At 54.9% G+C, this 22,650-nt stretch carries 23 protein-coding genes; 16 read left to right on the top strand and 7 right to left on the bottom strand.

Going from position 1 to position 22,650, the window contains the following annotated elements:
• The 3 genes from KK925_RS02285 to KK925_RS02275 form a co-directional block, all read left to right on the top strand.
• On the top strand, nucleotides 1–483 hold a 483-nt coding region (locus KK925_RS02285; protein WP_236027817.1), incomplete at its 5' end, for a nitroreductase family protein.
• Between the two features lie 612 nt (nucleotides 484–1,095).
• Nucleotides 1,096–1,527 (top strand): ExbD/TolR family protein, encoded by a 432-nt coding sequence (locus tag KK925_RS02280; RefSeq protein WP_174582775.1) that lies wholly within the window; start codon nucleotides 1,096–1,098, stop codon nucleotides 1,525–1,527.
• Nucleotides 1,514–2,182, top strand: coding sequence for an energy transducer TonB (locus tag KK925_RS02275; RefSeq protein ID WP_174582774.1), 669 nt, complete (start codon nucleotides 1,514–1,516; stop codon nucleotides 2,180–2,182). Before KK925_RS02280 ends, KK925_RS02275 begins: the two co-directional genes overlap by 14 nt.
• 132 nt (nucleotides 2,183–2,314) lie before the next feature.
• Here KK925_RS02275 and KK925_RS02270 read toward each other — a convergent pair whose 3' ends face one another.
• The 3 genes from KK925_RS02270 to cysK form a co-directional block, all read right to left on the bottom strand.
• On the bottom strand, nucleotides 2,315–2,830 hold the full coding sequence (locus KK925_RS02270) for an adenine phosphoribosyltransferase (RefSeq protein ID WP_174582784.1): 516 nt from the start codon (nucleotides 2,828–2,830) through the stop codon (nucleotides 2,315–2,317).
• Between the two features lie 20 nt (nucleotides 2,831–2,850).
• Entirely contained in the window at nucleotides 2,851–3,684 is an 834-nt protein-coding gene (locus tag KK925_RS02265; RefSeq protein WP_174582773.1) for a sigma-70 family RNA polymerase sigma factor, read from the bottom strand.
• A gap of 201 nt (nucleotides 3,685–3,885) precedes the next feature.
• Entirely contained in the window at nucleotides 3,886–4,851 is a 966-nt protein-coding gene (cysK, locus tag KK925_RS02260) for a cysteine synthase A (RefSeq protein ID WP_174582772.1), read from the bottom strand.
• Between the two features lie 32 nt (nucleotides 4,852–4,883).
• Here cysK and KK925_RS02255 point away from each other — a divergent pair, with 32 nt between their 5' ends.
• Together KK925_RS02255 and KK925_RS02250 are read left to right on the top strand one after the other, a co-directional pair.
• Nucleotides 4,884–5,942, top strand: coding sequence for a glycosyltransferase family 9 protein (locus KK925_RS02255; protein ID WP_236027816.1), 1,059 nt, complete (start codon nucleotides 4,884–4,886; stop codon nucleotides 5,940–5,942).
• A gap of 15 nt (nucleotides 5,943–5,957) precedes the next feature.
• Nucleotides 5,958–6,800: a homing endonuclease associated repeat-containing protein gene (locus KK925_RS02250; protein WP_214096220.1), complete on the top strand. Its 843-nt coding sequence runs from the start codon at nucleotides 5,958–5,960 to the stop codon at nucleotides 6,798–6,800.
• A gap of 61 nt (nucleotides 6,801–6,861) precedes the next feature.
• On the opposite strand, the gene KK925_RS02245 is transcribed toward KK925_RS02250, so the two are convergent.
• Nucleotides 6,862–8,097 (bottom strand): glycosyltransferase, encoded by a 1,236-nt coding sequence (locus tag KK925_RS02245; protein ID WP_174582771.1) that lies wholly within the window; start codon nucleotides 8,095–8,097, stop codon nucleotides 6,862–6,864.
• Between the two features lie 120 nt (nucleotides 8,098–8,217).
• Nucleotides 8,218–9,393, bottom strand: coding sequence for a glycosyltransferase family protein (locus tag KK925_RS02240; protein WP_174582770.1), 1,176 nt, complete (start codon nucleotides 9,391–9,393; stop codon nucleotides 8,218–8,220).
• Nucleotides 9,394–9,472: 79 nt separating this feature from the next.
• On the opposite strand from KK925_RS02240, the gene KK925_RS02235 reads away from it, so the two are divergent.
• From KK925_RS02235 to argA, 7 genes are all read left to right on the top strand, one after another.
• The gene (locus KK925_RS02235) at nucleotides 9,473–9,943 is read left to right on the top strand and encodes a hypothetical protein (RefSeq protein WP_174582769.1); all 471 of its coding nucleotides are present in this window, start codon (nucleotides 9,473–9,475) and stop codon (nucleotides 9,941–9,943) included.
• On the top strand, nucleotides 9,930–10,937 hold the full coding sequence (locus tag KK925_RS02230) for a hypothetical protein (protein WP_174582768.1): 1,008 nt from the start codon (nucleotides 9,930–9,932) through the stop codon (nucleotides 10,935–10,937). The genes KK925_RS02235 and KK925_RS02230 overlap by 14 nt, the downstream gene beginning before the upstream one ends.
• On the top strand, nucleotides 10,934–12,061 hold the full coding sequence (locus KK925_RS02225) for a glycosyltransferase (RefSeq protein ID WP_174582767.1): 1,128 nt from the start codon (nucleotides 10,934–10,936) through the stop codon (nucleotides 12,059–12,061). The genes KK925_RS02230 and KK925_RS02225 overlap by 4 nt, the downstream gene beginning before the upstream one ends.
• A gap of 254 nt (nucleotides 12,062–12,315) precedes the next feature.
• The gene (locus tag KK925_RS02220; RefSeq protein WP_214096219.1) at nucleotides 12,316–12,816 is read left to right on the top strand and encodes a hypothetical protein; all 501 of its coding nucleotides are present in this window, start codon (nucleotides 12,316–12,318) and stop codon (nucleotides 12,814–12,816) included.
• A 67-nt stretch (nucleotides 12,817–12,883) separates the two neighbouring features.
• The gene (locus tag KK925_RS02215; RefSeq protein ID WP_174582765.1) at nucleotides 12,884–14,119 is read left to right on the top strand and encodes an aminotransferase class III-fold pyridoxal phosphate-dependent enzyme; all 1,236 of its coding nucleotides are present in this window, start codon (nucleotides 12,884–12,886) and stop codon (nucleotides 14,117–14,119) included.
• A gap of 37 nt (nucleotides 14,120–14,156) precedes the next feature.
• Complete coding sequence (gene pdxA, locus KK925_RS02210) at nucleotides 14,157–15,089, top strand: 4-hydroxythreonine-4-phosphate dehydrogenase PdxA (protein ID WP_236027815.1); 933 nt, start codon at nucleotides 14,157–14,159, stop codon at nucleotides 15,087–15,089.
• Nucleotides 15,090–15,141: 52 nt separating this feature from the next.
• Entirely contained in the window at nucleotides 15,142–16,425 is a 1,284-nt protein-coding gene (gene argA, locus KK925_RS02205) for an amino-acid N-acetyltransferase (protein WP_174582763.1), read from the top strand.
• On the opposite strand, the gene KK925_RS02200 is transcribed toward argA, so the two are convergent.
• Both KK925_RS02200 and KK925_RS02195 read right to left on the bottom strand, forming a co-directional pair.
• The gene (locus tag KK925_RS02200) at nucleotides 16,422–17,000 is read right to left on the bottom strand and encodes a DR2241 family protein (protein WP_174582762.1); all 579 of its coding nucleotides are present in this window, start codon (nucleotides 16,998–17,000) and stop codon (nucleotides 16,422–16,424) included. The two genes, argA and KK925_RS02200, sit on opposite strands and share 4 nt — an antisense overlap.
• On the bottom strand, nucleotides 16,960–17,784 hold the full coding sequence (locus tag KK925_RS02195) for a CbiX/SirB N-terminal domain-containing protein (RefSeq protein WP_174582761.1): 825 nt from the start codon (nucleotides 17,782–17,784) through the stop codon (nucleotides 16,960–16,962). The genes KK925_RS02200 and KK925_RS02195 overlap by 41 nt, the downstream gene beginning before the upstream one ends.
• 1,115 nt (nucleotides 17,785–18,899) lie before the next feature.
• Between KK925_RS02195 and KK925_RS02190 the strand changes: the two genes are divergently transcribed.
• The 4 genes from KK925_RS02190 to KK925_RS02175 all read left to right on the top strand — a co-directional run bounded on the left by KK925_RS02190 (nucleotide 18,900) and on the right by KK925_RS02175 (nucleotide 22,405).
• On the top strand, nucleotides 18,900–20,144 hold the full coding sequence (locus KK925_RS02190; RefSeq protein ID WP_174582760.1) for an ABC transporter permease: 1,245 nt from the start codon (nucleotides 18,900–18,902) through the stop codon (nucleotides 20,142–20,144).
• Nucleotides 20,137–20,949 (top strand): ABC transporter ATP-binding protein, encoded by an 813-nt coding sequence (locus KK925_RS02185; RefSeq protein WP_174582759.1) that lies wholly within the window; start codon nucleotides 20,137–20,139, stop codon nucleotides 20,947–20,949. Before KK925_RS02190 ends, KK925_RS02185 begins: the two co-directional genes overlap by 8 nt.
• A 48-nt stretch (nucleotides 20,950–20,997) precedes the next feature.
• Entirely contained in the window at nucleotides 20,998–21,870 is an 873-nt protein-coding gene (ilvE, locus tag KK925_RS02180; protein WP_174582758.1) for a branched-chain-amino-acid transaminase, read from the top strand.
• 112 nt (nucleotides 21,871–21,982) lie between these two features.
• The gene (locus KK925_RS02175) at nucleotides 21,983–22,405 is read left to right on the top strand and encodes a UvrB/UvrC motif-containing protein (RefSeq protein ID WP_236027814.1); all 423 of its coding nucleotides are present in this window, start codon (nucleotides 21,983–21,985) and stop codon (nucleotides 22,403–22,405) included.
• Nucleotides 22,406–22,650: the final 245 nt, after the last annotated feature.

Below are 22,650 nucleotides of genomic sequence, written 5' to 3'. Positions count from 1 at the left end.
TTGCCTCCGGGCTTGTACCTGTGGGCGCGGGTACCATCCCATTTACGTCGGCTCCGGCAGGAGCTCGCATCCGGGTTTCATTGGGAAAAACCGGCGAGGGTTCCCGAGGGGTTCCCCCTATTTCTTCTCAAAGAGGGAGATTTTCGTTCCAGGGCAGCGCGGGCCTCGTGTTACCAGGAGACTGCAGCGGATGGCGCCTTCTGTCTGATTCTCTTCGGGAGGCTAGAAGCTGCGATTTACAAAGGAGGGATTTCCGGATACGCACAGCTTCACTGGGAGGCTGGATTTCTGGGGCAGTGGCTCTATCTGGAAGCAGAAGCAAGCGGGGTCGCAGGTACCGGTATCGGATGTTTCTTCGATAGCGAGCCATTAGCTTGGTTTGGTTTACAAGGCGGCCGTTGGCAGGTGATATATCACTTTTCCATTGGAAGTGCCCTACCAGATCCTAGGATTATGAGCTGGGATCCTTACCTTCAGTCCTGAAAGCGAGGATTCAAAAGCGGGGTGGGTCCGGGGCCGATACCCCTGGGCACCGCGTGTCAGAGGAGGGTTGGCGCAGAACTTTTGACAGAGTTCACTCCCGGGTTGATAGGTAGCTGAACCTGCTTGATGGAAGAGTTGGAGAGTCTTGGCGGGGTTGGAGTTCCCTGCGACAACGGCGCTCCACTCCCTTTGTGAATTCCCGACTCCGACGTTTTTTCGAAAAAAATTTTCCCCGCGAAAGGTCGGTTCACCAGAAAAAAGCCCAGATGCCTGGTCCTGGGTTACTACCCATGCTAAGGGGGGCCAAAAGGGCTTTTGGCCGGAAAACCCGCTCTTTTTGGAATCCTTGCCGCAACGAGCGGATCATAGAGAACTTGTCTTGCCACTGGGTTTGCTCACTTGTGGACGGCCAATCTTGTGGCTCAAGCCGTCGTTTCGAACAAAGTCAGTCTTCTTTGCCTAGACCTCCAACAAAGGTCAAGGGAACTAAAGAGGAGCCCGGGCAAAGGGATTTGACAAGTCTTTCCGTCTGAGGCTCTTCTAGAAGAGCGAGAAGCGATTTTTGGCCTGCTTGGACTTCTGAAGTTACTTACTATAAAAAAGGAGTGTTCAATGGCATTGACTAGGAAGCGAGGGAGCCGTCGCCGCCCGAGGCTAGAGATTATCCCTTTTATCGACATCATGTTCTTTCTCCTGGCGACCTTTATGATGGTATCGCTCACGATGATCCGAAATGAGGCGCTTCCGGTTCATCTTCCCAAAGCCAGCTCTTCGGTTCCGACCGATCCCAAAGACCGTGTCACGATCACGGTAGCGGCTCGAGGCGAGCTCTATTGGAACCGAGATCGAGTTTCTCTGGAGGAACTGCGAGGGCGGGTTAGCGAGTTAAAATCCCTCAAAGATCCCAAAATTTATCTGAACGCCGACAAGGATGTCCCGTTTGAGGAAGTTGTGACAGTGCTGGACGTCCTACGGAAGGATGGGATTTACCGGGTTGCGATTCAAACGGCTAAACCTTCAACGTCGAATCATGCACCGAGATGACTGGTTAGCCGCTGGCATTTCCATTCTGTTTCATGCCTGGATCCTTTTTGGTGGGATGGGGCTGTGGGTGGAACAGGCGCAGTTTGGGATGCTAAGTGGTGGACAATCGGCAGGAACGTCGAACGCTGCGCCCCAAGTAGACGCTGAGCTGGTGGAAGCTCCTCCAGAAGAAAATCCCCCGGTCGTTCAAGACGTTCCGCCCCCTGTTCAACCGAACGAAATTCCCGACATAACCCCACCCAAAGAACAAAAGCCTAATCTGTCGCCACCTAGCCATGTAAGGGCAGTCGCCAAAAGGGTCGCAATTCGGGGGACTGGCCGGTCCGGCATGGGAGTTGGCAAAAATCTTGGGACGGGTACCGGTACAGGAAGCGGAGTCATTGGGGCAGCTTACCTATATAATCCTCCCCCGCCCTATCCGCCCTTAGCGCAGGCGGAAGGTCGGGAGGGGAGGGTCATTCTTCGGGTCCGAGTTTCTGCGCAGGGATTACCGATCTCGGTTGGGATCGAAAAAAGTTCTGGCTATCGCGACCTCGACGAATCAGCCTGTCATTGCGTCCAGCGATGCTGGCGGTTTCGGCCGATGAGGGTGGCGGGAATTCCCGTGGAATCAGAGGTTACTGTCCCGATCCGGTTTCAATTACGCCGCGGCTAAAAGCATCGGCTGGGAGGGAGCCTTTTGGGGTAGGGCTACTGCCTGTCAGTGGTAGGTCTTTTTGAGCAAGCTAGGACGGAAAAGCGTAAAACGGTTTGCCCGTGATGTGCAGTTTACCCCCGCAAGGAGCGACTACAGCTGGATGAGGGCACAGTAGGGGAGATTTCCAAGTCGTTCCCTACCCCCAAGACCCAAAAGCTCTACAAGAAACGCCAGTTCTAGGATCTGGCCGCCGCAGGTTTGGACAAGCTTCGCTGTCGTGACTGAGGTCCCTCCGGTTGCCAGCACATCATCGATGATAACGACCCGTTCCCCTGGGAGAATCGCATCTTGATGGACAGCTAGGACTTCCGAACCGTATTCGAGCTCGTACGCCAGCTCGTACCTTTTGTAAGGAAGTTTGCCTCCCTTCCGGACGGGTACCACACCGGCTCCTAGGACATGGGCAACCGCACCCCCTAGAAGAAAACCGCGTGCGTCAATGGCGACCACTTTTTGAACATTTTTGCGGTGGTAACGCTGCGAAAGGAGCGTCACGACGAACCGGAAAAGCTGCCCGTCGCAGAGTACAGGAGTGATATCCCGGAAGAGCACCCCCTTTCGTGGGAAATCAGGGATGGTCCGGATTTTCGCTTTCAGTCGTTCCAGCGTGCTCTGGAAACGGGGCGTCACGAAACGGTGCTACGATCCTTTTTTTCGAGTTCTCGCCGGATTTTTTTGAGAGCAATATTCTGAAGTTGGCGGATACGTTCCCGGGTCACTTTAAAGCGTTTACCAATTTCTTCAAGGGTCATCTCCTCGTTACCCTCTAACCCAAAACGCATCGCCAGGATTTTTCGTTCTCGTTCATCCAGCTTGGGCAAGACTTCCAGCACGGTCTTTTTGAGGTTTTCCTTTTGAATCACTTCCGAGGGGTCCTCTGCTGTCTCATCCTTAACCAGTTCCCCTAGGGAAGCGCTATCTTCATCCTGTCCGATAGCTGCATCTAAGGAAGCAGGACGCACGGCGACCGACCGCAGCTGCGCCACCTTGCTAGCAGGCATGTCCAGCTCTTCCGCAATTTCTTCGTCGGCCGGGTCGCGCCCCAACTCTTCCGCCAATTGAGTCGCCACCCGCCGGAGCCGGGCGATTTTATCCACCAAATGCACGGGAAGACGGATCGTCTTGCTTTGATTGGCCAAAGCGCGCTTGATCGATTGTTTGATCCACCAGGCTGCATAGGTGCTAAGTTTTCCCCCTTTCTCGGGGTCGAACCGGTCCACTGCCTTCATGAGCCCAATGTTTCCCTCTGAGATGAGGTCCAAAAGGGGTAGGCCGCTCCCTGCATAATCATGAGCGATCTTGACGACCAAGCGCAGGTTGGCACGGATCATTTTCTGGCGGGCTTCCTGATCCCCTTCCTTAATGCGTTTGGCCAGTTCTACCTCCTCTTCCCGCGTTAAAAGCGGGATTTGGCTAATCTCACGGAGGTAAAGCTTCAAAAGAGAGTCGTTCTCGTCCATAAGGGTTAGTATGGGGTTCTAGCGCCCACAATGAAGGGTTCGGTTAGGAATGCAACCCTAAAAAACCGTCCTTTTTCTTTTCGCTCGACCTATAGGTAAGAAGAACCAGCGGGATCGTTTCTTCCCAGCATCGAACCAGCAAGGTAGTGCGAAAAAATTTTCTGGCGCTAAAGAAAAAATTAGATAGGTCGACAGGGAAGTTCAAGCAGCCGAAAGTCTCTTGCGGGCTTCCTCGGCCAGAGCCGTGCTGAGGTAACGTTCCCCAGTACTCGCTGCGACTGTCACGATCACTTTCCCACGGTTTTCCGGACGCCGGGCTACTTCCAGGGCCGCATGCACGTTGGCTCCCGAAGAAATCCCAGCTAAAATCCCTTCCTCGCTGGCAAGGCGGCGGGCCATAAGATAGGCTTCCTCGTTGGTGACCGTCAAGACCTCGTCCAGCACTTTGAGGTTTAGGTTTTTTGGTACAAATCCGGCGCCGATCCCCTGGATTTTGTGGGGACCAGGGCGAATCGGCTCGCCTCGGAGGGTCTGGGTAATGACCGCGGAATCTTTCGGTTCCACCGCAATGATCTTGACTTGCGGTTTGCGTGCTTTGAGAACTTCCCCGACCCCGGTAATCGTGCCGCCGGTTCCCACAGCTGCCACAAAGATGTCTATTTTCCCCTCGGTGTCTTGCCAGATCTCCTCCGCCGTTGTCCGGCGGTGGATGTCCGGGTTTGCGGGGTTGTCAAACTGCTGGGGAATCCAGGCGTTGCCGTATTCCTTTCGAAGCTCTTCGGCCCGCTCGATCGCTCCTCGCATTCCTTCCGCGGCGGGAGTCAGGACCAGCCTGGCTCCTAATAGGGCTAGAAGAGTTCGCCGCTCTATGCTCATGCTTTCCGGCATGGTAAGGACCAGGCGATACCCCTTCGCAGCTGCGACGAAAGCCAGTGCGATCCCGGTGTTTCCGCTGGTGGGTTCGATGATCACGGTCTCGGGGTCTAGCCTGCCCTCTTTTTCCGCTTGCTCAATCATTGCCATTCCGATCCTGTCTTTGACGCTACCCAGCGGGTTAAAGAACTCGCACTTTAAGAGCACGGCGGCCGGCACCCCAGCGGTGATGCGGCGCAGTTGGACCAACGGCGTCTTCCCTATGGTGTCGATGATGGAATCGTTAACCTGCACGTCTTCTTTTTCTCTATAGCTTTTGTAGTTTATTGCAACGGCAAAGTCTTTGTTCCCATGAGCTGGCGGAAACGATGACCAAAATCCTTATCGTCAAACCGAGTTCGCTCGGAGATATCGTGCAGGCCCTGCCCGTGGCCAGCGGTCTCAAAAGGCACTGGCCTGCGGCCAAAGTTCACTGGGTCGCTTTCCGGCCTTACGATGAACTTTTGGCTCTGCATGTAAGCTTGGATCGGGTAATTCCCATCCCGTTCCGGCGCTGGAACGATCAGCGCGGCTGGGTCGGTCTTTTACCGTGGCTTCGTTCCCTGCGGCAGGAAAACTACGAGCTTGTCTTGGATCTTCAGGGGCTTCTGCGAAGCGCGCTCATTTCTTTTTGCACGCGAGCGCCACGGCGAGTAGGGCTTTGGACGGCACGGGAAGCTGCGATTCTCTTTTATACGGAACGGATTTTGGAGCCCCCGGGTCTAGCCCAGGAAAAGTACTTAGAATTCCTGCGTCACCTCGGGATTTCCCCAGACCCATACGAGTTTGGGCTTGTTCCTCCGCCGGTAGCGATTGCGGGACTGGAGGGGAAAGCGTACGTGGTGCTCCATCCCTACGCTCGATGGCGAACCAAACTTTGGCCGTGGCGCTTTTATCAAGAGTTGGTGGATCTTTTGCCTGAGGTCTTTTTTGTGGTGGTCGGGGAAGGAAATTGGTTCCCGCTCCGCGGGAAAAACCTATTGGACCTTCGCTTTAAACTCCCGTTAAGCCAGCTTGCCGCCGTGCTCTCTGAGGCACAAGCCACAGTCAGCACGGATTCAGGGCCGGCCCACCTTTCGGCTGCGTTAGGAACTCCCACCATTGTCCTTTTTGGCGCAACCGACTGGCGGCGGATGCGCCCCGTGGGTAAGAACGTTTTTGTGGAGTATTACGCTGTCCCCTGCGCTCCCTGTGAGCGCCGGCGGTGCCCGCAGCCCAATCCGATGGTCTGTTTGTCCGGGATCGAACCTTCTCGGGTCGCTGCTCTCCTGCGCAGGCTTGTCGCGCAGGGGGATGGTACAAAAACTGCTAGAAACCGATTGACAAGGAGAACCTTAGAGATATGATCCTTACCAAGTCTTATGAGCATTTCAGCCACGTACCGGGATCGGAACCGCGTTTGGACTCCTGAGCTTGTTCTGGAGGAAATCCGAGCATGGAAGGAGGCCGGCCGGCCTCTGTATTCCCATTACATGCGGAAGCATTTTCAAGAGCTTCTGGCCGCCGGCATCCGCTATTTTGGAAGCTGGAAACAAGCGGTGGAAAAAGCGGGTATTTCCTATGAAGAGGTACGCCGGTATCAAAAGTGGTCTAAAGCCAAGATCGTCGAGACCATTCAGAGGCTTCACCGACAGGGGGTCGATCTTTCTTTTCGAGCCATGATGCTAGGTCCCTACGCCCCCATGGTCTACGCCGCGATTCGGCCGGCGTATTTCGGAAGCTGGAAAGATGCACTCACGGCTGCTGGTCTTGAGCCTGGGGAGATTTACCGGTATCGCTCCTGGACGGAAGAGCAAATTTTACATGAGATCCGCCGGCTGCACCAGATTGGCGCTGACCTTTCTTCGAAGCACATGGATGAAGTGGGCAACTCTCTTATTGCCACGGCCCGGCGTCGGTTTGGGAGCTGGGCAGAGGCGATCCGAAGAGCTGGGTTGGATTACGAAAAGATCCGCCGCCGGCGTCGCTGGACTCCCGAGCAGATCCTGGAAGAGATTCGGGCTTTTCACAAGGAGGGTTTGCCTCTGACAAGTACGGAGATCCGCCAACGATATCCAGCGCTATTTGCGGCTGCGTGCAAACCGAGGTTTTTCGGGAGCTGGCGCAAAGCGGTGGAGGCTGCATTGGGAAAGGACCAAGCCCGGCGTTCCAGCTTGCAAAAAGAACCGTCCGTCGGTTCCCGAATCTTTGAGCAGTCTCGCTAGGCCGATACAAAGGTCAGAGAGGCAGTCGTAGACAAAGATTTACCTGACTCCTGTTAGGTCCTTAGCCCTGAAGGAGCTGGCGGGTCCCAAGTTCCTCGCCCTGGGCGGGTCGAAAGTAAGACCTTGTCACTTCTTGGATGGCTTTCCACAGGGGCAGGACGTTTCTCGTAACAAGGTAATGCTCTTGGACCCAGCGCCGGCCCTCCTTGCCGAGACGCGTGCGCAGAGCCGGGTCCTGCCAAAGCTGGATAGTAACTTCGGCTAACTCCCTTGGATGGGGCTCCTTGAGAAGCCAGCCGTTGACGCCATGAACCAACGCTTCCGTAACGGCTCCCGTGCGGGTAGCAATCACCGGAAGTTCGTATGCCCAGGCTTCTGCGATCACGTTGGGGAAGCCATCCCGATCTCCGTCCGGGGCTGTGACTCCGGTAAACCAAAAGAGATGACTCCTCCGATAGGCCTTTTCGACATTCGAGTAGGGCAATTCTCCGGCAAGGGTTACCCAATGATCTAATTGGGCGGCGCGGATTTGGGCTCGGAGAGTTTTTTCTAGGGGTCCCGTTCCCACGATCACCCAGTGGAACCGTACCCCCTCTTGTCGAAGAAGCCGGGCAGCCTGCCACTGAATTTCCCAACCCTTTTTCGGGACGAGCCTTCCTACGGAAAGGATCCGGAGCTCTCCCCCCGGGGCGAAAGAGTCTCGGGGAGTAACGTCCGGGAGATAAAAAAGTCCTCTCCGCGCTAGAATAATCTTACTTGTGGCTCCCGGACAAAGTTTTACTAACTCTTGCTGGGCCAGCTGCGTGCTTGTATGAACGAAAGAAGCTTTTTCTAACTTAGGGAAAAGAAGCGCATCTCCCCCTCCCCGATAAAGGTCATAGGCATGGGCTCCAAAGCTAAAGGGCTTTCTACAGAGTCTGCCAAGAACGGCAGCCGCAGTGGCGGGAGCCGTCGCCCAGGCGCCGTGAAAAAGGTCGGGATTACGAGTCCGAAAATCCTTGACCCGGGCACAAGCAAAGAAGGTTCCCAATAGTGTCATGACGATATCCTGCCACTTGTTGAATCTGCCTTTTCTTAGCCAGTACCACGCGGAGCGAATCAGGGAGGGGTCACGTACCACCTCCCAGAGCAAGCGAATCGGCGCCACCAGGTATTTCTTTCCTGGTGCGGGGTACGCGGTAATACCCGGAGGCAAGGAAAACTCTGCAGGATCGACTGGACTTTTTCCCCAGAGGGAATGCACCTCGACTTGGGCACCGAGCGTGGATAGGGCTTGAAGCTCGCGCACAAGAAACATTTGGGACCGCTTGGGAAATTGAATGAATAGATAGATTACCAGGGGCCCTGGTCGCGAAGTTTGACTCTTTGGCCCCGTTTCATTGTGATGGGTTTGCTTCCGACGTTTGTCCACAAGGGTTCAGTTGTCTCGAAGGGGGGTTTTGGCCTTTCTGGAAAGAGCTTGAACCAGGGGGACCGAGCTTGGGTACGAGGACCCTGGATGGGTTGAAGCTCCTTCTTTCTCAGCGCACTTTCGGAGAATCAAACTGGGAGAAGAAACGATTTGGTCTACCCTCCGGACGACTTCCTCGGTTCCATATCGAAAACCAGTACGGAGGTTTCGGGAATACATTTCCAGGTTAGCTTCAAAACGTTGGAGAAGCTGTCCCGTAGGTCGCAGGGAGGTGGAAAAGTCGCCATAACCAAGCTCCTTTACGTACCAAGCATTTAAAAATTGTTCAAACAAGCACGCCACTGGGAAGCAAAAGACGGGCTTGCCCAGATAAAAAGCCTCACAGAGAAGATTGTGTCCCCCGTTAGCAATGACGTAGGCGCTTTGGGCCAGATCCTCGAGAATGCGAGTGGGGTGGAAAGCCCGGAAGAAAAGGTTTCCTCTTTTTTCTTCCTGGTTCTGCATTCCGTAGACGAGGACGGGTCGCTTGAGTTGTTGTAGGGCATCTAGAAGGCGGCGAAACGTAGGGCTTGTCTGATAGACAAGAACGCTTTCTCCCTCCGCCGGATGCATTGTCGTAACTTCTGGACGTAAGACGGGAGCATGGAGCTCGTAGTAGTGTTGGGTGGATGGCCGTAGGGGTGGGCGAAAAAAGGAGATGACTAAATGGAAACGGGTTTGATTGAAAGAAAGCCAGTCATGGAGCATGGCTAAATACCAGGAAAGCCTTTGGCTTGGAGGAACTGGGTACTGGCAAGCATGGAGAATGTGCGAGTGATCGAGCGAAAAGCAGGGAAGGCCTGCGACTTGCGCCGCGTATGGTAGAAAGAATTCCCGGTCGCAGACAGCACAATCGGGTCGCCACTGTTCGATCAGTCGCACAATCCTTCGCACGATTCCAGGTAACTGGCCATGACGCAGGACAATCTGGGCTACGGTTCGCGGCAGAGAAACTCGTTGTTTGCAGTGAACCGTTCGAAGAACCGGAACCTCAAGGCAAGGGTACTGGTTTCCCAGAAGTTGGGGAACCCGCCCGCCTCCCACCAGGAAAAATTCGTGCTGCGGAAGACGGGAAATGATCGCTAGAGTTCGCATCACATGCCCGTTAGTATTCCCCATGAGGCCGTAGAGAACTCGCGCCATCTCTCCCCTCTGCGTGTTGGGGCCCTTCGGTTCCCAAACCGTGATGGGGTAAAGGGACCCTACTTTCGGCCTGAACCCTATGAAAAGCTATCGGTTCTGGCAAGCTTGTAGCGCCATTGTGCTTGCGTTTATGATTCTTGTCGGAGTTTTCCTTGGACTAGGAGGGACACAAGAAGTATTTCCGTTCTATTCCTGGTTTCTCTTTGCCCGGGTTCCCGGACCTATGATCCGGTATGAACTTTTGCTTCTTTCCCTGGGCCCGGGGGCAGAGCTTCCCGCACCGTTGGCCTTGGAAGAGGCTACGATTGGGCAAGTGCCGCGCCCCCATTCGGTGGCAGCAGCCCAGCTGGTGCAGCGGTTAGGGTCTGCCTGCAGTCGAAACGATCGCGCGGAAGTGGCTAGGGTCCGGCGCATTCTGGAATTGAGCTACCTGCCGGCGGGTAGCCGGTACGCCCTTGTGCGGTTTCGTGTCGATCCTTTGGAACAGTGGTTGACCGGCAAGCACGAACCTGCAGAACTGGTAGGGACTTTTACCTATGGGAGTGATTAATCCCTGGTTCCGAAAAATTCGGATTTTTTTCGCAGGCCCCGATCGGAATTTTTGTCAGGATGCGCTGGCGCGACAGCGCCAATGTTGGGAGCGAGCTTGTCTCCAGCTGCGTTTCTTTTATGGTGCTCTCCTCTATCTGGCGGCAGGTCGCATTGCCCATTGGAGCGTGGAAACCGCGCGTGCCGTGGCCGACCCCCTCTGGCCGGTCCTGTGGCTACGGTGGGTAAAGGATTCTTGCGGCATTGGAGCTATCCTCATCCTGCACTTGGTGGGCGCGCTTTGCGCGGTGGGCTTTCCCCAAAAGTTTTGGGCGCGAGCCTTGGCTTTTCTAGGCCTTCTGGAATACGGCGCGTTCAACAATTCCTTTGGAAAGATTGGCCATAGCGAGCATGGATGGATCCTGGCAGGGTTTGTTCTTATGTTTCTTCCCGCGCGCACTAATGGGAGCCGGGAGCCGGAAGCCCGCAAGAACCGCCAGGTTTTTCTTCACATCTTTTGGACCGCTCAGGCAAGTGTACTCCTGACCTATTCCATGGCAGGATGGTCCAAAATCGGAGGAGCCCTGCTTCAATGCGTTCGGGGAGAACCCAGCTTGTTTTCCTTTGACGCTTTGTCACGACACATCGCAGCCCGGCTTCTCGAAACCGGGGTCAACAGTGCCTGGGGTCCTTGGCTCATCGCTCACCCTTGGGTCGGTTGGCCCGCCCTTTGGGGGGTCGTCTACGTTCAAGCCTTTTCGTTTTGGGCGGCGTTTCGGCCGCGACTCCGTGCTGTCTGGGCTTTGCTTCTCGTTCTCTTTCACCTCGCCAGCTTTTTTGCGATGGATATCTTCTTTGCCCAAGCGATTCTCCTACTTTCCGTGCTGTATCTTCCAGAAGGGCAAGACGGGGTGTTTCCTAAAAGGTGGGAAAGGCTTCTCCCGGTAGTTGGGGATCTTCTTTGGAGTTGGCAAGGATTACGAAGAGAAGCCCCCGTCAGAGTCCGCTCCCGATGAGAATTGTGATTCTCAGTGCAACGACCGGAGGGGGACACAATGTACGTGCCCATGCGCTCATCGAGTGGATCCATACACTCAATATCGGTCAGGCCACACTGTGGCTCCCTTTGGAAGAAAGCCACCCGTTGTATCGCTTCGGTGTTCGTTTGTACAATGGAATCCAGCGGCAAGCCCCGTTTCTGCACCATGGATATTTCCTTTTCCTGGAAATCGCTGGCCTGTTTAAGACAGCAACTCGAGTCGGTGGGAAAAAAACCTTTTTTGCCCGACTGGAGTCTGAAAAACCTGACGTTCTTGTGAGCGTTCATGGTTCGACCAATCATGCGTTTATGGACTTGGCGCGCCAGGTTTTACACAGGCGCGTTCGTTGCGTGACTTACTGCGGGGAGCTCTCTGGTGGCTACGGGTTTAGCCGGCATTGGGTGAACCCTGCCAATGATTGGTTTCTTTGCCCGGTAGAAGAAACGGCGCAGGCGGCGCGCCAACTGGGCATGCCAGAAAAAAAGGTCAAGAAGGTCGGGTTTCTTTTGCGTCCCTCTTTCTACTTGCCTCAACTTTCCGAGTCGGAACGAGCTCGGGGACGCTTGAAGCTTGGGCTTGGAGAGGATCGGTTTACGCTCCTTCTGGCAACGGGGTTCAATGCAGCGCAGCGGCATCTGGTTTTCTTAGAGGCGCTTGCTAGGGCCCGCTTGCCCATCCAGGCGATCGTTCTTTGTGGCAAAGACGTCCTTTTAAAAAGAAGAATCGAACAGTGGGCACGAACCCATGAAGAACTTCCTGTCGTCCCGCTGGGGTTCGTCCGGGAGATGGCTTGGCTTTTGCAACTTGCCGATGCGGTTTTGACCCGTCCAGGGGCAGGGACATGTAGCGAGGCCATCCAGTGTGGAACGCCGTTGCTTTTGGCAAGATGGGGAGGGTGGATGCCGCAGGAACTTTTGAACGTGCGATTCTGCTTAAACCATGGAATTGGGGAACCCGTGGGTTCGGCCAGGGAGTTGGTGGAACGGGTTATCCGCTGGATAGAGACTCCGGAACTGGTGCGAAGCGTACGGCAGCGTATGGAACAGGTGCGGCCTCGAGAGAGTCCTCCGACGTGGATCCAGGAGTTACTTCTTCCATAGGCATAAGCTCTTTTCGGTTCGAAACGGAGGGAGCCGGACCAAGCTTATCGGCAAACCAGAGATCCCAAAAAGGACTGGGGTTGTGAGCCGAGGAGCATCCGGGCAAGAGGGCCTGTCAACTCCCCTTTCTTTGCCCATCTCGGAGGCTCTGCCGGTCCTGGGTTCGTGGTTGAGGATCGTTTCCTGTGATGGGAATAAGGCGCGCTATGGTACGAAACCGTATCTTGGCCCTACGGAGGACTGTTTGGCTTGGTGTGGTATGCGCACGGGCTTTCGCTACGTCTTTTGCCAGCGCTTGTAGGGAGTGGGCAACGGGAAAGCTGCGACCCAAGGAGGCGATCCTTTTTCTATTGATGTTCGCTACTTGTAAGATTTTAGAAATCTTCCAAAAAGATCTTCCCGAAATTGCGGTCTACTTGGCTCGGGGACCAGAAGGGATCATTCGGATCGGGTTGGAACCTAGCCGATGGTTTCTCTGGATCGCGCTAGAAGGGGGAAAGGCATACGGGGGAACTCCTCCCGAACCAGGTTCGGCGAGAGCCGAAATCCTGTTTCGGGATGCGGGAGTTGCGCTTGGGGTCCTTCGCCAGAAAAGCGACGCTCAGGCAGCCATTGGTCTTGGACAGATTCGAATTGTCGGGTTTTTACCATTGGTGGAAAAATTGGAGGGAACGTTAGAACTTTTGCGCCGCGGTATCTTCCGCGCAGAGGCTGGGAAAGATGGTTCTCAGGAGGAAGCGATAGAGAAAGCGTAAGGACGACAGAAAGAGGGACTCGTCAGGCTTTTTTCCTAAGCTATTGTCCACGGGCATCTGGCCAACAATGAACCAATATTGTATTTCCCGAAAGCTCTTTGAGCGAGCCGCTCGAGTGATCCCTTGCGGCATCTATGGGCACACGAGCCCCGTTTTCACCGTTCCTGGGCGTTTCCCCTACTATGCAGTGGCGGCTCGGGGTTGTCGATACCAGGATCCGGACGGAAACTGGTATCTAGACTTTCTCTGCGGCTACGGTGCTGTGCTTTTGGGATATGGCTACCCCCAAGTGGAAGAGGCGGCAGCTCGGCAGCGGGAGAAAGGCAATTGCATGAACCATCCTGCCCCAATCATGGTGGAGCTAGCGGAAAAACTTCTGGAAGTTACTCGATTTGGTTCCTGGGTGGTCTTTGCGAAGAACGGGTCGGATGTAACGACTTGGGCGATTGCGGTAGCGCGTTTGACGACCGGTCGGAGGAAGGTTCTGAAAGTAGCAGGTGCTTACCACGGGGTGGGCGCTTGGTGTAATCCCACCGGCTACGGATTTTTGCCGGAGGAACGGTCCCACGTTCATGATTTTCGCTGGAACGATCTGGATTCCTTTCGAAAACTCGTGGAAGAGTACCACGGGGACGTTGCCGCGGTCGTTCTTTGCCCGTTTCATCATCCCTCCTACGGGCGATGCATTCTCCCGGATCCTGGCTTTTTCCCTACCGTGCGGAAAATTTGCCGGCGAGAAGGGATTGTTCTTGTCTTGGACGATATTCGAGCGGGTTTTCGACTTCACCGGGGAGGATCTCACCAGTGGTTGGGTATCGAGCCAGACATTCTTTGCCTGGGCAAGGCCCTGGGAAACGGATACCCCATCTCGGTGGCGATTGGCCGCGAAGAGCTTCGCGTAGCGGCAAGCCGTGTGTTTCTTACGGGGACCTACTGGAACAATGCGGTGGCTATGGCTGCGGCGCTGGAAATGTTAAAGATTTTGGAGCAGGAGCCGGTTGTAGAACATGTTCAGGAGGTGGGTAGGCGTTTTTGTCAAGGATTGCGGGAACTTGCGTGGCGCTACGGGTTTGACTTGCAGTGTTCAGGGCCACCATCGATGCCGTTTGCCACCTTTTCAGGAGACGATTCCTTTTTTTTGCAGCAAGAGTTTTGTGCTCGAGTAGCTGCGCAGGGAGTATTTTTGCATCCGCATCATAATTGGTTTATGTCGTATGCGCACAGGGATCTCGATATTGCAGAAGCTTTTGACAAGATCGAGATCGCCCTTCGCCAGTTGCGGGAGGGCTTGGTCAAGAGATAGGCAAGAGGGCCTTATTTTACCGCAAAGGAAGGTTAGCGTGCGCGCGGTTCGAATCGGTATCACGTTAGGAGACCCTGCCGGCATTGGACCGGAAGTGGTCTTCAAGGCGTTAGCGAGTCGCAAGATCCCCCGGCGGGGGGTCAATTACATCCTTTTGGGAAGCCAGAATGGCATGGAATGTGGCCGTCTTTCCAAAGAGTCGGCTCAAGCAGCGTGGGACGCTCTTGAGGAGGCCTTCCAGATGTGGCGGAAAGGAGAACTGGATGCATTGGTGACAGGACCGATCCACAAGGAGAATATGGCAAGGGTGGGTTTCCCGTTTCCCGGACATACGGAATTTCTTTCGGTACGGTGTGGGTTTGAACCCGACCGCGGGTTGATGTTGCTGTACCACCCAAAGCTTTCCGTCGCACTGGCAACAACTCATTGTAGCTTGAAAGAGGCCCTGCAGAAACTTTCGGTAGAGAAGTTCGTTCGCTTGGGATGGGAGGTACATCGATTTTTGGTCCTTTTAGGCAAACCAAGGCCTCGGATCGCACTAGCCGGGGTCAATCCCCATGCGGGGGAACAGGGCCTATTTGGACAGGAGGAAAGGGAGATTCTGGAACCGGCTCGAAAGGTATTGGCGGAAAAGGGGATTGAGGTTTCCTGCCCGATTTCTCCGGATGCCGTGTTTCGTCAGGCCTACCAAGGGCTATGGGACTGTGTCCTCTGCGCGTATCATGACCAGGGTTTGATTCCCTTTAAGCTTGTCGCGTTTCGCAAGGGAGTGAATGTGACCTTAGGCTTGCCCTTGGTGCGCACCTCACCGGATCATGGCACGGCCGTGGAGCTGGCAGGGAAAGGAAAAGCGGATGCTTCCAGTATGGTGGAAGCGATCCGCCTGGCGGTCCGGTTAACCCGGCAGCGGCGAGTTGTGTCGGAAGAAGATGGGTGGCATAGGCAAGGGCTAGGAGACTCCTTCGAATAGGAAGGGAGGGACCGGAAACAAGGGCATCTTCCCCGAGCCCCTAGGGACAAAGATGAATCTTTCCCACTTGCGTGGCATTCTGACTTACGTTCCGGAATTTCGAGATAAAACCTTCGTGATTGCGCTAGATGGGGCCGTCATTGCGCATGAGAACTTTTCCCACGTGGTGCTAGACCTGGCTGTCCTTCGGAGTTTGAACATTCGCGTGGTGGTGGTTCACGGAATTGGATGGCAATTGACCCAGGCGGCCAAACAATCGCACTTTACCCCTTCCAATATCGATGGGACAGGAGTGACGGACCGGCCCACACTTGAGCTGGCGATTCAAGTGGCCAACCATGTCACCCATCAAATTTTGGAGGCTCTGACCAGCTGCGATCTCCGGGCGTGCTACGCTAACGCGATCACCGCGTATCCGTACGGGATCCTTCGGGGAGTCGATCAAGAGTTTACAGGAAAAGTAGAGAAAGTCGATGTGTCCTTTCTTAGGGATCTTTTGTCCCACCAGATCATTCCGGTGCTTCCGCCGCTGGGATTTGACGGGGAGGGAAAAACCTTTCGCGTCAACTCCGACGGGGTCGCTCTCGCCGTTGCGGAAGCATTGGGCGCCACAAAAATCATCTTCCTCTGTTCGTATGCGGGGATTGAGCGCTCTGGCCGGCTGATTCGACAGCTTCCGGTTACCGAGGCGGAAAGCTGGCTAAAAAAAGACCGCCCTACCCTAGAACCCCATCTCCGGTCTAAGCTCGAACATGCGGTTCGAGCGTGCCGCCGGGGTGTGAGCCGGGTCCATATCGTGGACGGCCGAGTCAATGAAGCGCTTTTGACCGAGGTTTTTTCCCGGGAGGGAACCGGGACGATGATTTATGCAGACGAGTATGAATCGATCCGGCCGGCCAATAAAAAGGACGTTCGTGTGATCCTCGACCTCATCCGAGAGTCGATGGAGGTTGAGGAACTTGCGTATCGGAGCCGGGAAGACGTTGCCAATCGGATCACCGATTATTACGTCTTTGAGCTGGATCGGACGGTGGTGGGTTGCGTTGCCTTACATTCGTATCCTGAAACGGGTCAAGGAGAGATAGCATGCTTGCACGTAGCACGAGGACATGAAAACAAGGGTCTTGGACGCAAACTCGTTTCGTTTGCAGAAAACGTTGCTCGAAGCCGAGGGCTAAGACAGGTTTTTGCTCTCTCCACGCAAGCGTATACGTTCTTCCAGCAAAAGATGGGCTTCCGAGAAGAAACTCCGCAAATCTTGCCTGAATCTCGGAGAAAACGGTACGAAGAAAGCGGCCGTAAATCGAAGATTCTCGTGAAGGATCTGACAGGCTAGGGTGGCTTGGGGCCTTGGTCTCCTCGGGCGCGAGTCAGTAGATAGTGACAAGGCTCTGGGCAGAGAAGCGGGAGGGTCGTTTCTGTTTCGTGGACTTCCTGGGTAGCAGGTGACCAGAGGGGAATCCGAAGACATTCCTTGTGGCAAATCCGAAAGACCGCTCTTTGCCAGTCTTCCTGCGTAAGCTCCTTGAGGGTTTCATACAGGCCCGTCTGTCGCCGCGCAACCGTAGAGGCATCCGTTAATTCTAGTCTGCCTTCCTTCCAGAAGGACCAGGAGGCTAGGGCAGTCGGGTAGGCCCAGCGCAATGCCAACACGAGTGTCTCAAGAGGGAGAGGACCCCACTTCCAACCCCTAGAGAGACCAGGTGCTCCTCGCAAGGGACGAAAGCTTTGGAGGTCATTGCCACGGACAACCCCAAGGAACTCCTCCGACGATCCGAGCTGCCGGAGCGGGTCTTGGGGGGAATCTTTCCGGTGCAAAAGGAAATAGCCGGGTTCGATGCGAAGCTCCCCGATAAACCAAGGGCCAGGGTTAGTTTGGAGCCACTTTCGAAACTGGTCGGTTGCATTCACGCCATGAAGCTACCTGTTGGAGAATGACATCGACTATACCGGGATCTGTTCCTATGGGTTCCGTGTACCAGACCTTGTGTCCTCGAATGCTGTGCGGGCCCCCAAAGGGTTTTTTATTCTCAATCCCAACCAAACGAGGGATGTCCCGGTAGGTGTGGAGGCCCTGGGAAACAAAATAGGGCACAATAACAACAGCTTCCCGCTGGGTCCATTCCCACCACTGAGCGATGTAAGGAGCTTCATCCAGAAAGGCGGCATGGCACTCGCCATAGGATTTTTTTTGCTGAAACCGGTCAATCCAATGACGAACAACCTCACTGGACTCTTCGCTTAGGGATGTTCCATGCCCAACAAGGATAAGCGCGATTCTTTTGGGATCGACAGGGGCCGGATGTCCCTCCCACAACTGGTGGATCCGGTCATGAAGGACCCTTTCAAGCGAGGGATGAGTGCCAACCGGATCACAGTAAAAAATCTTGCGGCCAGCTCGGATAGTGAAGCGCCCTGTGAGGCCCAGTTCTCGAGGAAGAACTTCCTGGGTAAAATAGCCTTTGGCAAGAAAGTACGGCACCACAAAGATCGTGCTACTTTCCACCTGGCGCAGCACTTGGTGAAAATTGGGCTCTTCTTTCCAGAAACACTCATGGACTTCCGCAAACAAGCCCAGTTGCCGGATCCGTTGAGCGTTTTGATACACGGGTAGTGCCGACCAGGGGTTTCGAGAAGATCCATGCCCAGCTAGGACGAGAGCTGACTTTTGCCAATCGGCTCGGGGAAACTCCATATAGGCAAAAGGTACGCCGCTCTTGTGAAGGGACAACTTTGTTGGATGGTCGCTCGGCACTCAGTTTTGAGGCAGACCGGGTAAAAGAACGGCGACAACAAGATAACCCATGCCGTGCCAAAGAGATTTTTGTGAGATGTGCCAAAAGCCGGCGGTCGAGATCTGGACTTCTGGCTGTGTAAGGTCCTGTGGCGTGACCATAACCTGCCATCTTTATTTTCCCTGCGCCGGCGGCTCGCGTACAAGCTGGCGTGGCATGGTTCCTTTGGGGTGACAGCGGATGGCGTCGACCTGACGAGTTACCGCGTGCTCCTATTGCTGGACGCTGCAGGAAAGTCTGCCTGTGTGGAACCGACTGTTCTCCTGCGATTCCTGCGGCCTCGTCCTGGACCGGGAGGAAAGCGGTGCGCGTAATCCAGCGGCGTTGTGGACCGCAGGTACAAGATGTCTCAGGGCCGGACGTACTCCGTGCTGTTTCCGGCAGATCGTTCCGGAGGCAGTGGGAAGCCGCTAGCTCAAAAGCCAGTCCGCAAGGTCGCTGAGTCCATGCGGTGAGGGCCGGCACCAGGGAAAGCTTTCTCTCTTCCAGGTAGCAGTGCTTGGCTCTTGCAGGAAATAACCCAGGGTTGCCCGTAACGAGCACGCCTCGTTTCAAGCAAAGAGCTCGGATGGGTTCCCTGTGAAAGGCCTCAAGCTTCCACCGGGAGATGGAAGTAGCTCTTCTTGGGGTTTGCTGTGGATCGAAGTTGGGTTGAGCGTGCAGCATACGGTCGATCGTGTTTGCGGCCAAGCGAGTGTTTCGACGTTTTTGAAAAGACCCCTAAAGATTGAGGTGGCCATCAAGAGAATTCGGGATAAGATTTCCAACAGGTGTCGCACATCGTCGTATCTTCCGCGGGTTTTCCACTGCTAAGATAAGCCTTGGCCGTCCCCGGCGAAAGCAATCAAAGGGAGTTCTAGGTAGCCTTGTCTAGCGGGTAGTACTCTTTGCCGGTTAAAGACCAAGGTAGGCCTGAGAGCATGAATCCTGGTTGCTTGAAACAGGGGGCCAGGCAAAGGGAATATCTTTCTGCGGGCCGAAAAAATCGGCAGGATTGGCATGCGACACCAAAGCGATGCTTCCGTGGTTTCTAGCGCTTCGTTACCTAAGACCCCGCCGGAGCTTTGTATCGGCCATCACGCTCATTACACTTGCTGGCGTGGCTCTAGGAGTGATGGTACTGGTTGTTGTCCTTTCGGTCATGGCCGGTTTTCAAAAGGAGCTGGAAGCCAAGGTAATGGGTTTTCAGTCCCATCTTATGATTGTAAGCGATGGGATTGTGGAGCACCCCGAGGAGATTGTCCGGAAACTTTCTCAAGACCCGCAAGTGCAAAGTGCCTCTCCGTTCGTTATGGGCCCAGTACTGGCGGAATTTGACAGCCGCATCACCACGCCGGTGCTGCGAGGAATGGATGCACGCCGGCAAGATTGGGCGGCCCCGCTTCAAAGGTTTTTGGTTCAGGGAGACGCCAACTTAGAGGGAGAAGCGCTCCTCGTAGGGGACGAATGGGCTCGCCGGAACGGTGCCCGTGTGGGGAGTCGCGTAAGAATTTATGCTCCGCGACAATTGGAAAACCTGCGAAGCCAGGGCAAGTCGTCTCCCCAGCGGTCGGTGGTCTTGCCCACGGAACTGCAGATTGTGGGCATTTTTCATACAGGCCTTTTCGACTACGATGCGGGCTTCTTTGTGACGTCCTTGGAAAATGCCCAGTACCTTTACAATCTGGGTTCGGGTGTGCATGGAATCGCCGTAAGAATCCAAGAAGTCATGCAGGCCAGCGAATTACAACGCCGGTGGCAGAAGGAGCTAGGCCCCGAGCTTAGGGTGATGACATGGATGGATCAAAACCGGCCGCTTTTCACGGCGGTGACAGTCGAGAGGGTGGTGATGGCCTTTATCCTTTCATTCATTGTCGTGGTGGCAGGTTTTGGTCTTTGCAACACGCTTATTACGGTAACGGTGCAAAAAACGCGAGAAATCGGTCTTTTGAAGGCATTAGGAGCCACCGACGAGCAAGTCATGGGAATTTTTATTCTCTACGGAGCGGTGGTGGGCGTCATCGGAAGCTTGGCTGGACTGGTTCTGGCGATACTGGTATTGCAACTGCGAAACTCTTTCCGAGATTTTCTCGCGCGGCGTCTAGGCATTGACCTTTTCGCTCCGGATGTTTACCACTTGGCAGAGATTCCAGTGGACATTCATTGGGGGCTCGTAGCAGGGGTAGTGGCGGCGGCGCTTTCCATTTGCGTTCTGGCCGCTTGGATTCCTGCCCTCCAAGCGGCGAGGCTCCCACCCAGCCGCGCTTTGCGATATGAATAGGGACAGGATCACCAAGGGACTAGAGCCTGGGTGGTTCCAGGGTGGAACGGGTGGAAAGCCGTTGAGGGAGGTGCGTTTTGGGGGAGGTGCTCTTGAGGTAGCGCAATGGAGCGGGAGCCCGGGAAGCCCGCTTTTGGAACTCGTCGAAATCACGAAAAGCTACCCAGTGGGTCGTGGGCGGCTCATGGTTCTCCGGGAACTGAACTGGTGTTTTCGGTCCGGTCTCTGCTACACCATTGAGGGAGTGTCGGGATCGGGCAAGACGACCCTTCTGCATGTGGCAGGGGGGTTAGAACCCCCCGATTTTGGGCAAGTACGATACTGTGGCCAAACCCTTGCCTCGCGTTCTCGAAGAGAACTCGCTCTTTGGCGAGCTGGGCAGGTCGGATTTGTCTTTCAAGCTTATCACTTGCTTTCCGAGTTAACGGTTTGGGAAAACGTCGAGCTTCCTGCCATGCTTGTAGGCCGGAACGATCGAGCCCAAGCGATCCGGCTTCTTTCTGAGTTTGGATTAGAAGACCGTGCCGAGGATCGGGTGTATGAACTTTCCGGAGGTGAGCAACAACGCGTCGCGATCGCCCGGGCGCTTCGCAACGATCCGCCCCTAATTTTGGCCGATGAACCAACGGGAAATTTAGACACTGCGACGGGTGCGCAAATCCTTGAGCTTCTGCTTGAGGTGTGTCGAAAGAAAGGGAAAACCTTAATCGTGGTTACCCACGACATTCGAATCGCCGAGCGAGGAGACTGCCGGCTCAAATTGGAGGGGGGAAGACTACAGGAAATCGGAAAGCCCGCGGGCTAGCCAGGATGCACTCGGGAAAGAGAAGCAGTCAAATGCGCTGAGTCGTTTATGGAAATCTACATTAATGGGGAGTATTACCAACCGGAGGATGCGAAGATTTCTGTCTTCGACCACGGTCTTCTTTACGGAGACGGGGTGTTCGAGGGGATTCGAGCCTACTATGGACGGGTGTTCTGCCTTCAAGAGCACCTCCAGCGGCTTTACCAGTCCGCCAAAGCCATCCTGCTTCGGATTCCTTTGCCGCAAGAAAAACTTTTGAGGGCAGTTTTGGAAACCTGCCGACGTAACCGGATTGAAAACGGTTACGTTCGCTTGCTCGTTACCCGGGGAATTGGAACGTTGGGTCTCAGTCCGGAATCCTGTCCCAGTCCGACGATTGTCATCATTGCGGACTCGATCCGGCTCTATCCAGAACGACTTTACCAAGAAGGGCTTAGCCTGGTGACGGTTCCAACGCAACGACATTCGGCCGCCGCTCTAAGCCCGGCCATTAAATCGCTCAATTATCTGAACAATATCCTAGCGAAAATTGAGGGATCCCTTCGGGGAGCCCAGGAGGCCATTCTTTTGTCGGAGGAGGGATTCGTCACAGAGTGTACCGGAGAAAATCTTTTCGTAGTAAAAGGGGAAGAACTCCTAACCCCCCCAGTCTGGGCAGGGGCCCTGCCGGGGATCACCCGGAAGGTGGTCATGGAGTTGGCTCGAAAAAACGGATATTCGGTCCGGGAAGAGATTCTTACGCGCTACGATCTTTTTGTTGCCGACGAAATTTTTATCACGGGAACGGCTGCAGAAATCGCCCCTGTTCGTGAGGTCGACGGGAGGGAGGTAGGTGATACAAGGCCCGGCCCTGTGACACGCGACCTTATGGAAAAATTTCGTGAATTGACCCGGATCGAGGGAGTGCCAATATATAGCTAGAAGGCCTCAAAAGGGCCCCAGACAAGGCAGGCCGCTTATGTCCTCTTCCTTTAAGTGCCATTTTTGTGGTGCGCCGGCTACTGTGCACGTGACACAGATGATCGGCAACAAGATGCAAAAGATCGACCTTTGTGAACGGTGCGCCACCGAAAAAGGGGTTTCCGACCCCCAGGCGTTTGCCTTCGGGGAGATTTTGGGAGGAGTTTCTGCCGAATATTCCGCTGCCCGGCGTGCAGAACTTACTTGTCCCCAGTGCGGTTTTACCCATACAGACTTTAAAAAGACCGGCCGACTGGGGTGTCCCGCTTGTTACCATACCTTCGCAGGGTTGTTGGACTCTTTGCTTAAGGACATGCACCGCGACACGGTGCACAAGGGTAAAATCCCTCCACGGTACGCTCGGAAGCGATACTACGAGATGAAGATTCGCGATCTGAAGGAGAGCCTCGAAAAAGCTGTGGCAGAGGAAAAGTACGAAGAGGCTGCCCAGATTCGGGATGCAATCGAGCAGCTGCAGTCGGAGTTGCGCTCGTAGGGTGCTTGGCGAGCAATGTGCCCGTTGCTTCTCGGGGGGGGTCATCGGGTGTCAGCCGGCGTGACCCAAGAGCAAATCCAACGGCCCTTCTTGTTCCAGGTAAAGGGCCTGTTGCGAGGTGGGGAAAAGGAAAAGGGCCGAGAGTTGGCGAGGTGGGTATGTTTATACGCCCCCCAAAGGCTGGGTGGCTTCCGGCCAAACAAGATGGTTTCTTTTCTGGAATCCTATTCCTTTCACCGGACTTC

Source organism: Candidatus Methylacidithermus pantelleriae (assembly GCF_905250085.1).
Classification (GTDB): Bacteria; Verrucomicrobiota; Verrucomicrobiia; order Methylacidiphilales; family Methylacidiphilaceae; genus Methylacidithermus; species Methylacidithermus pantelleriae.
This window is presented reverse-complemented; position numbering and strand designations above follow the sequence as displayed.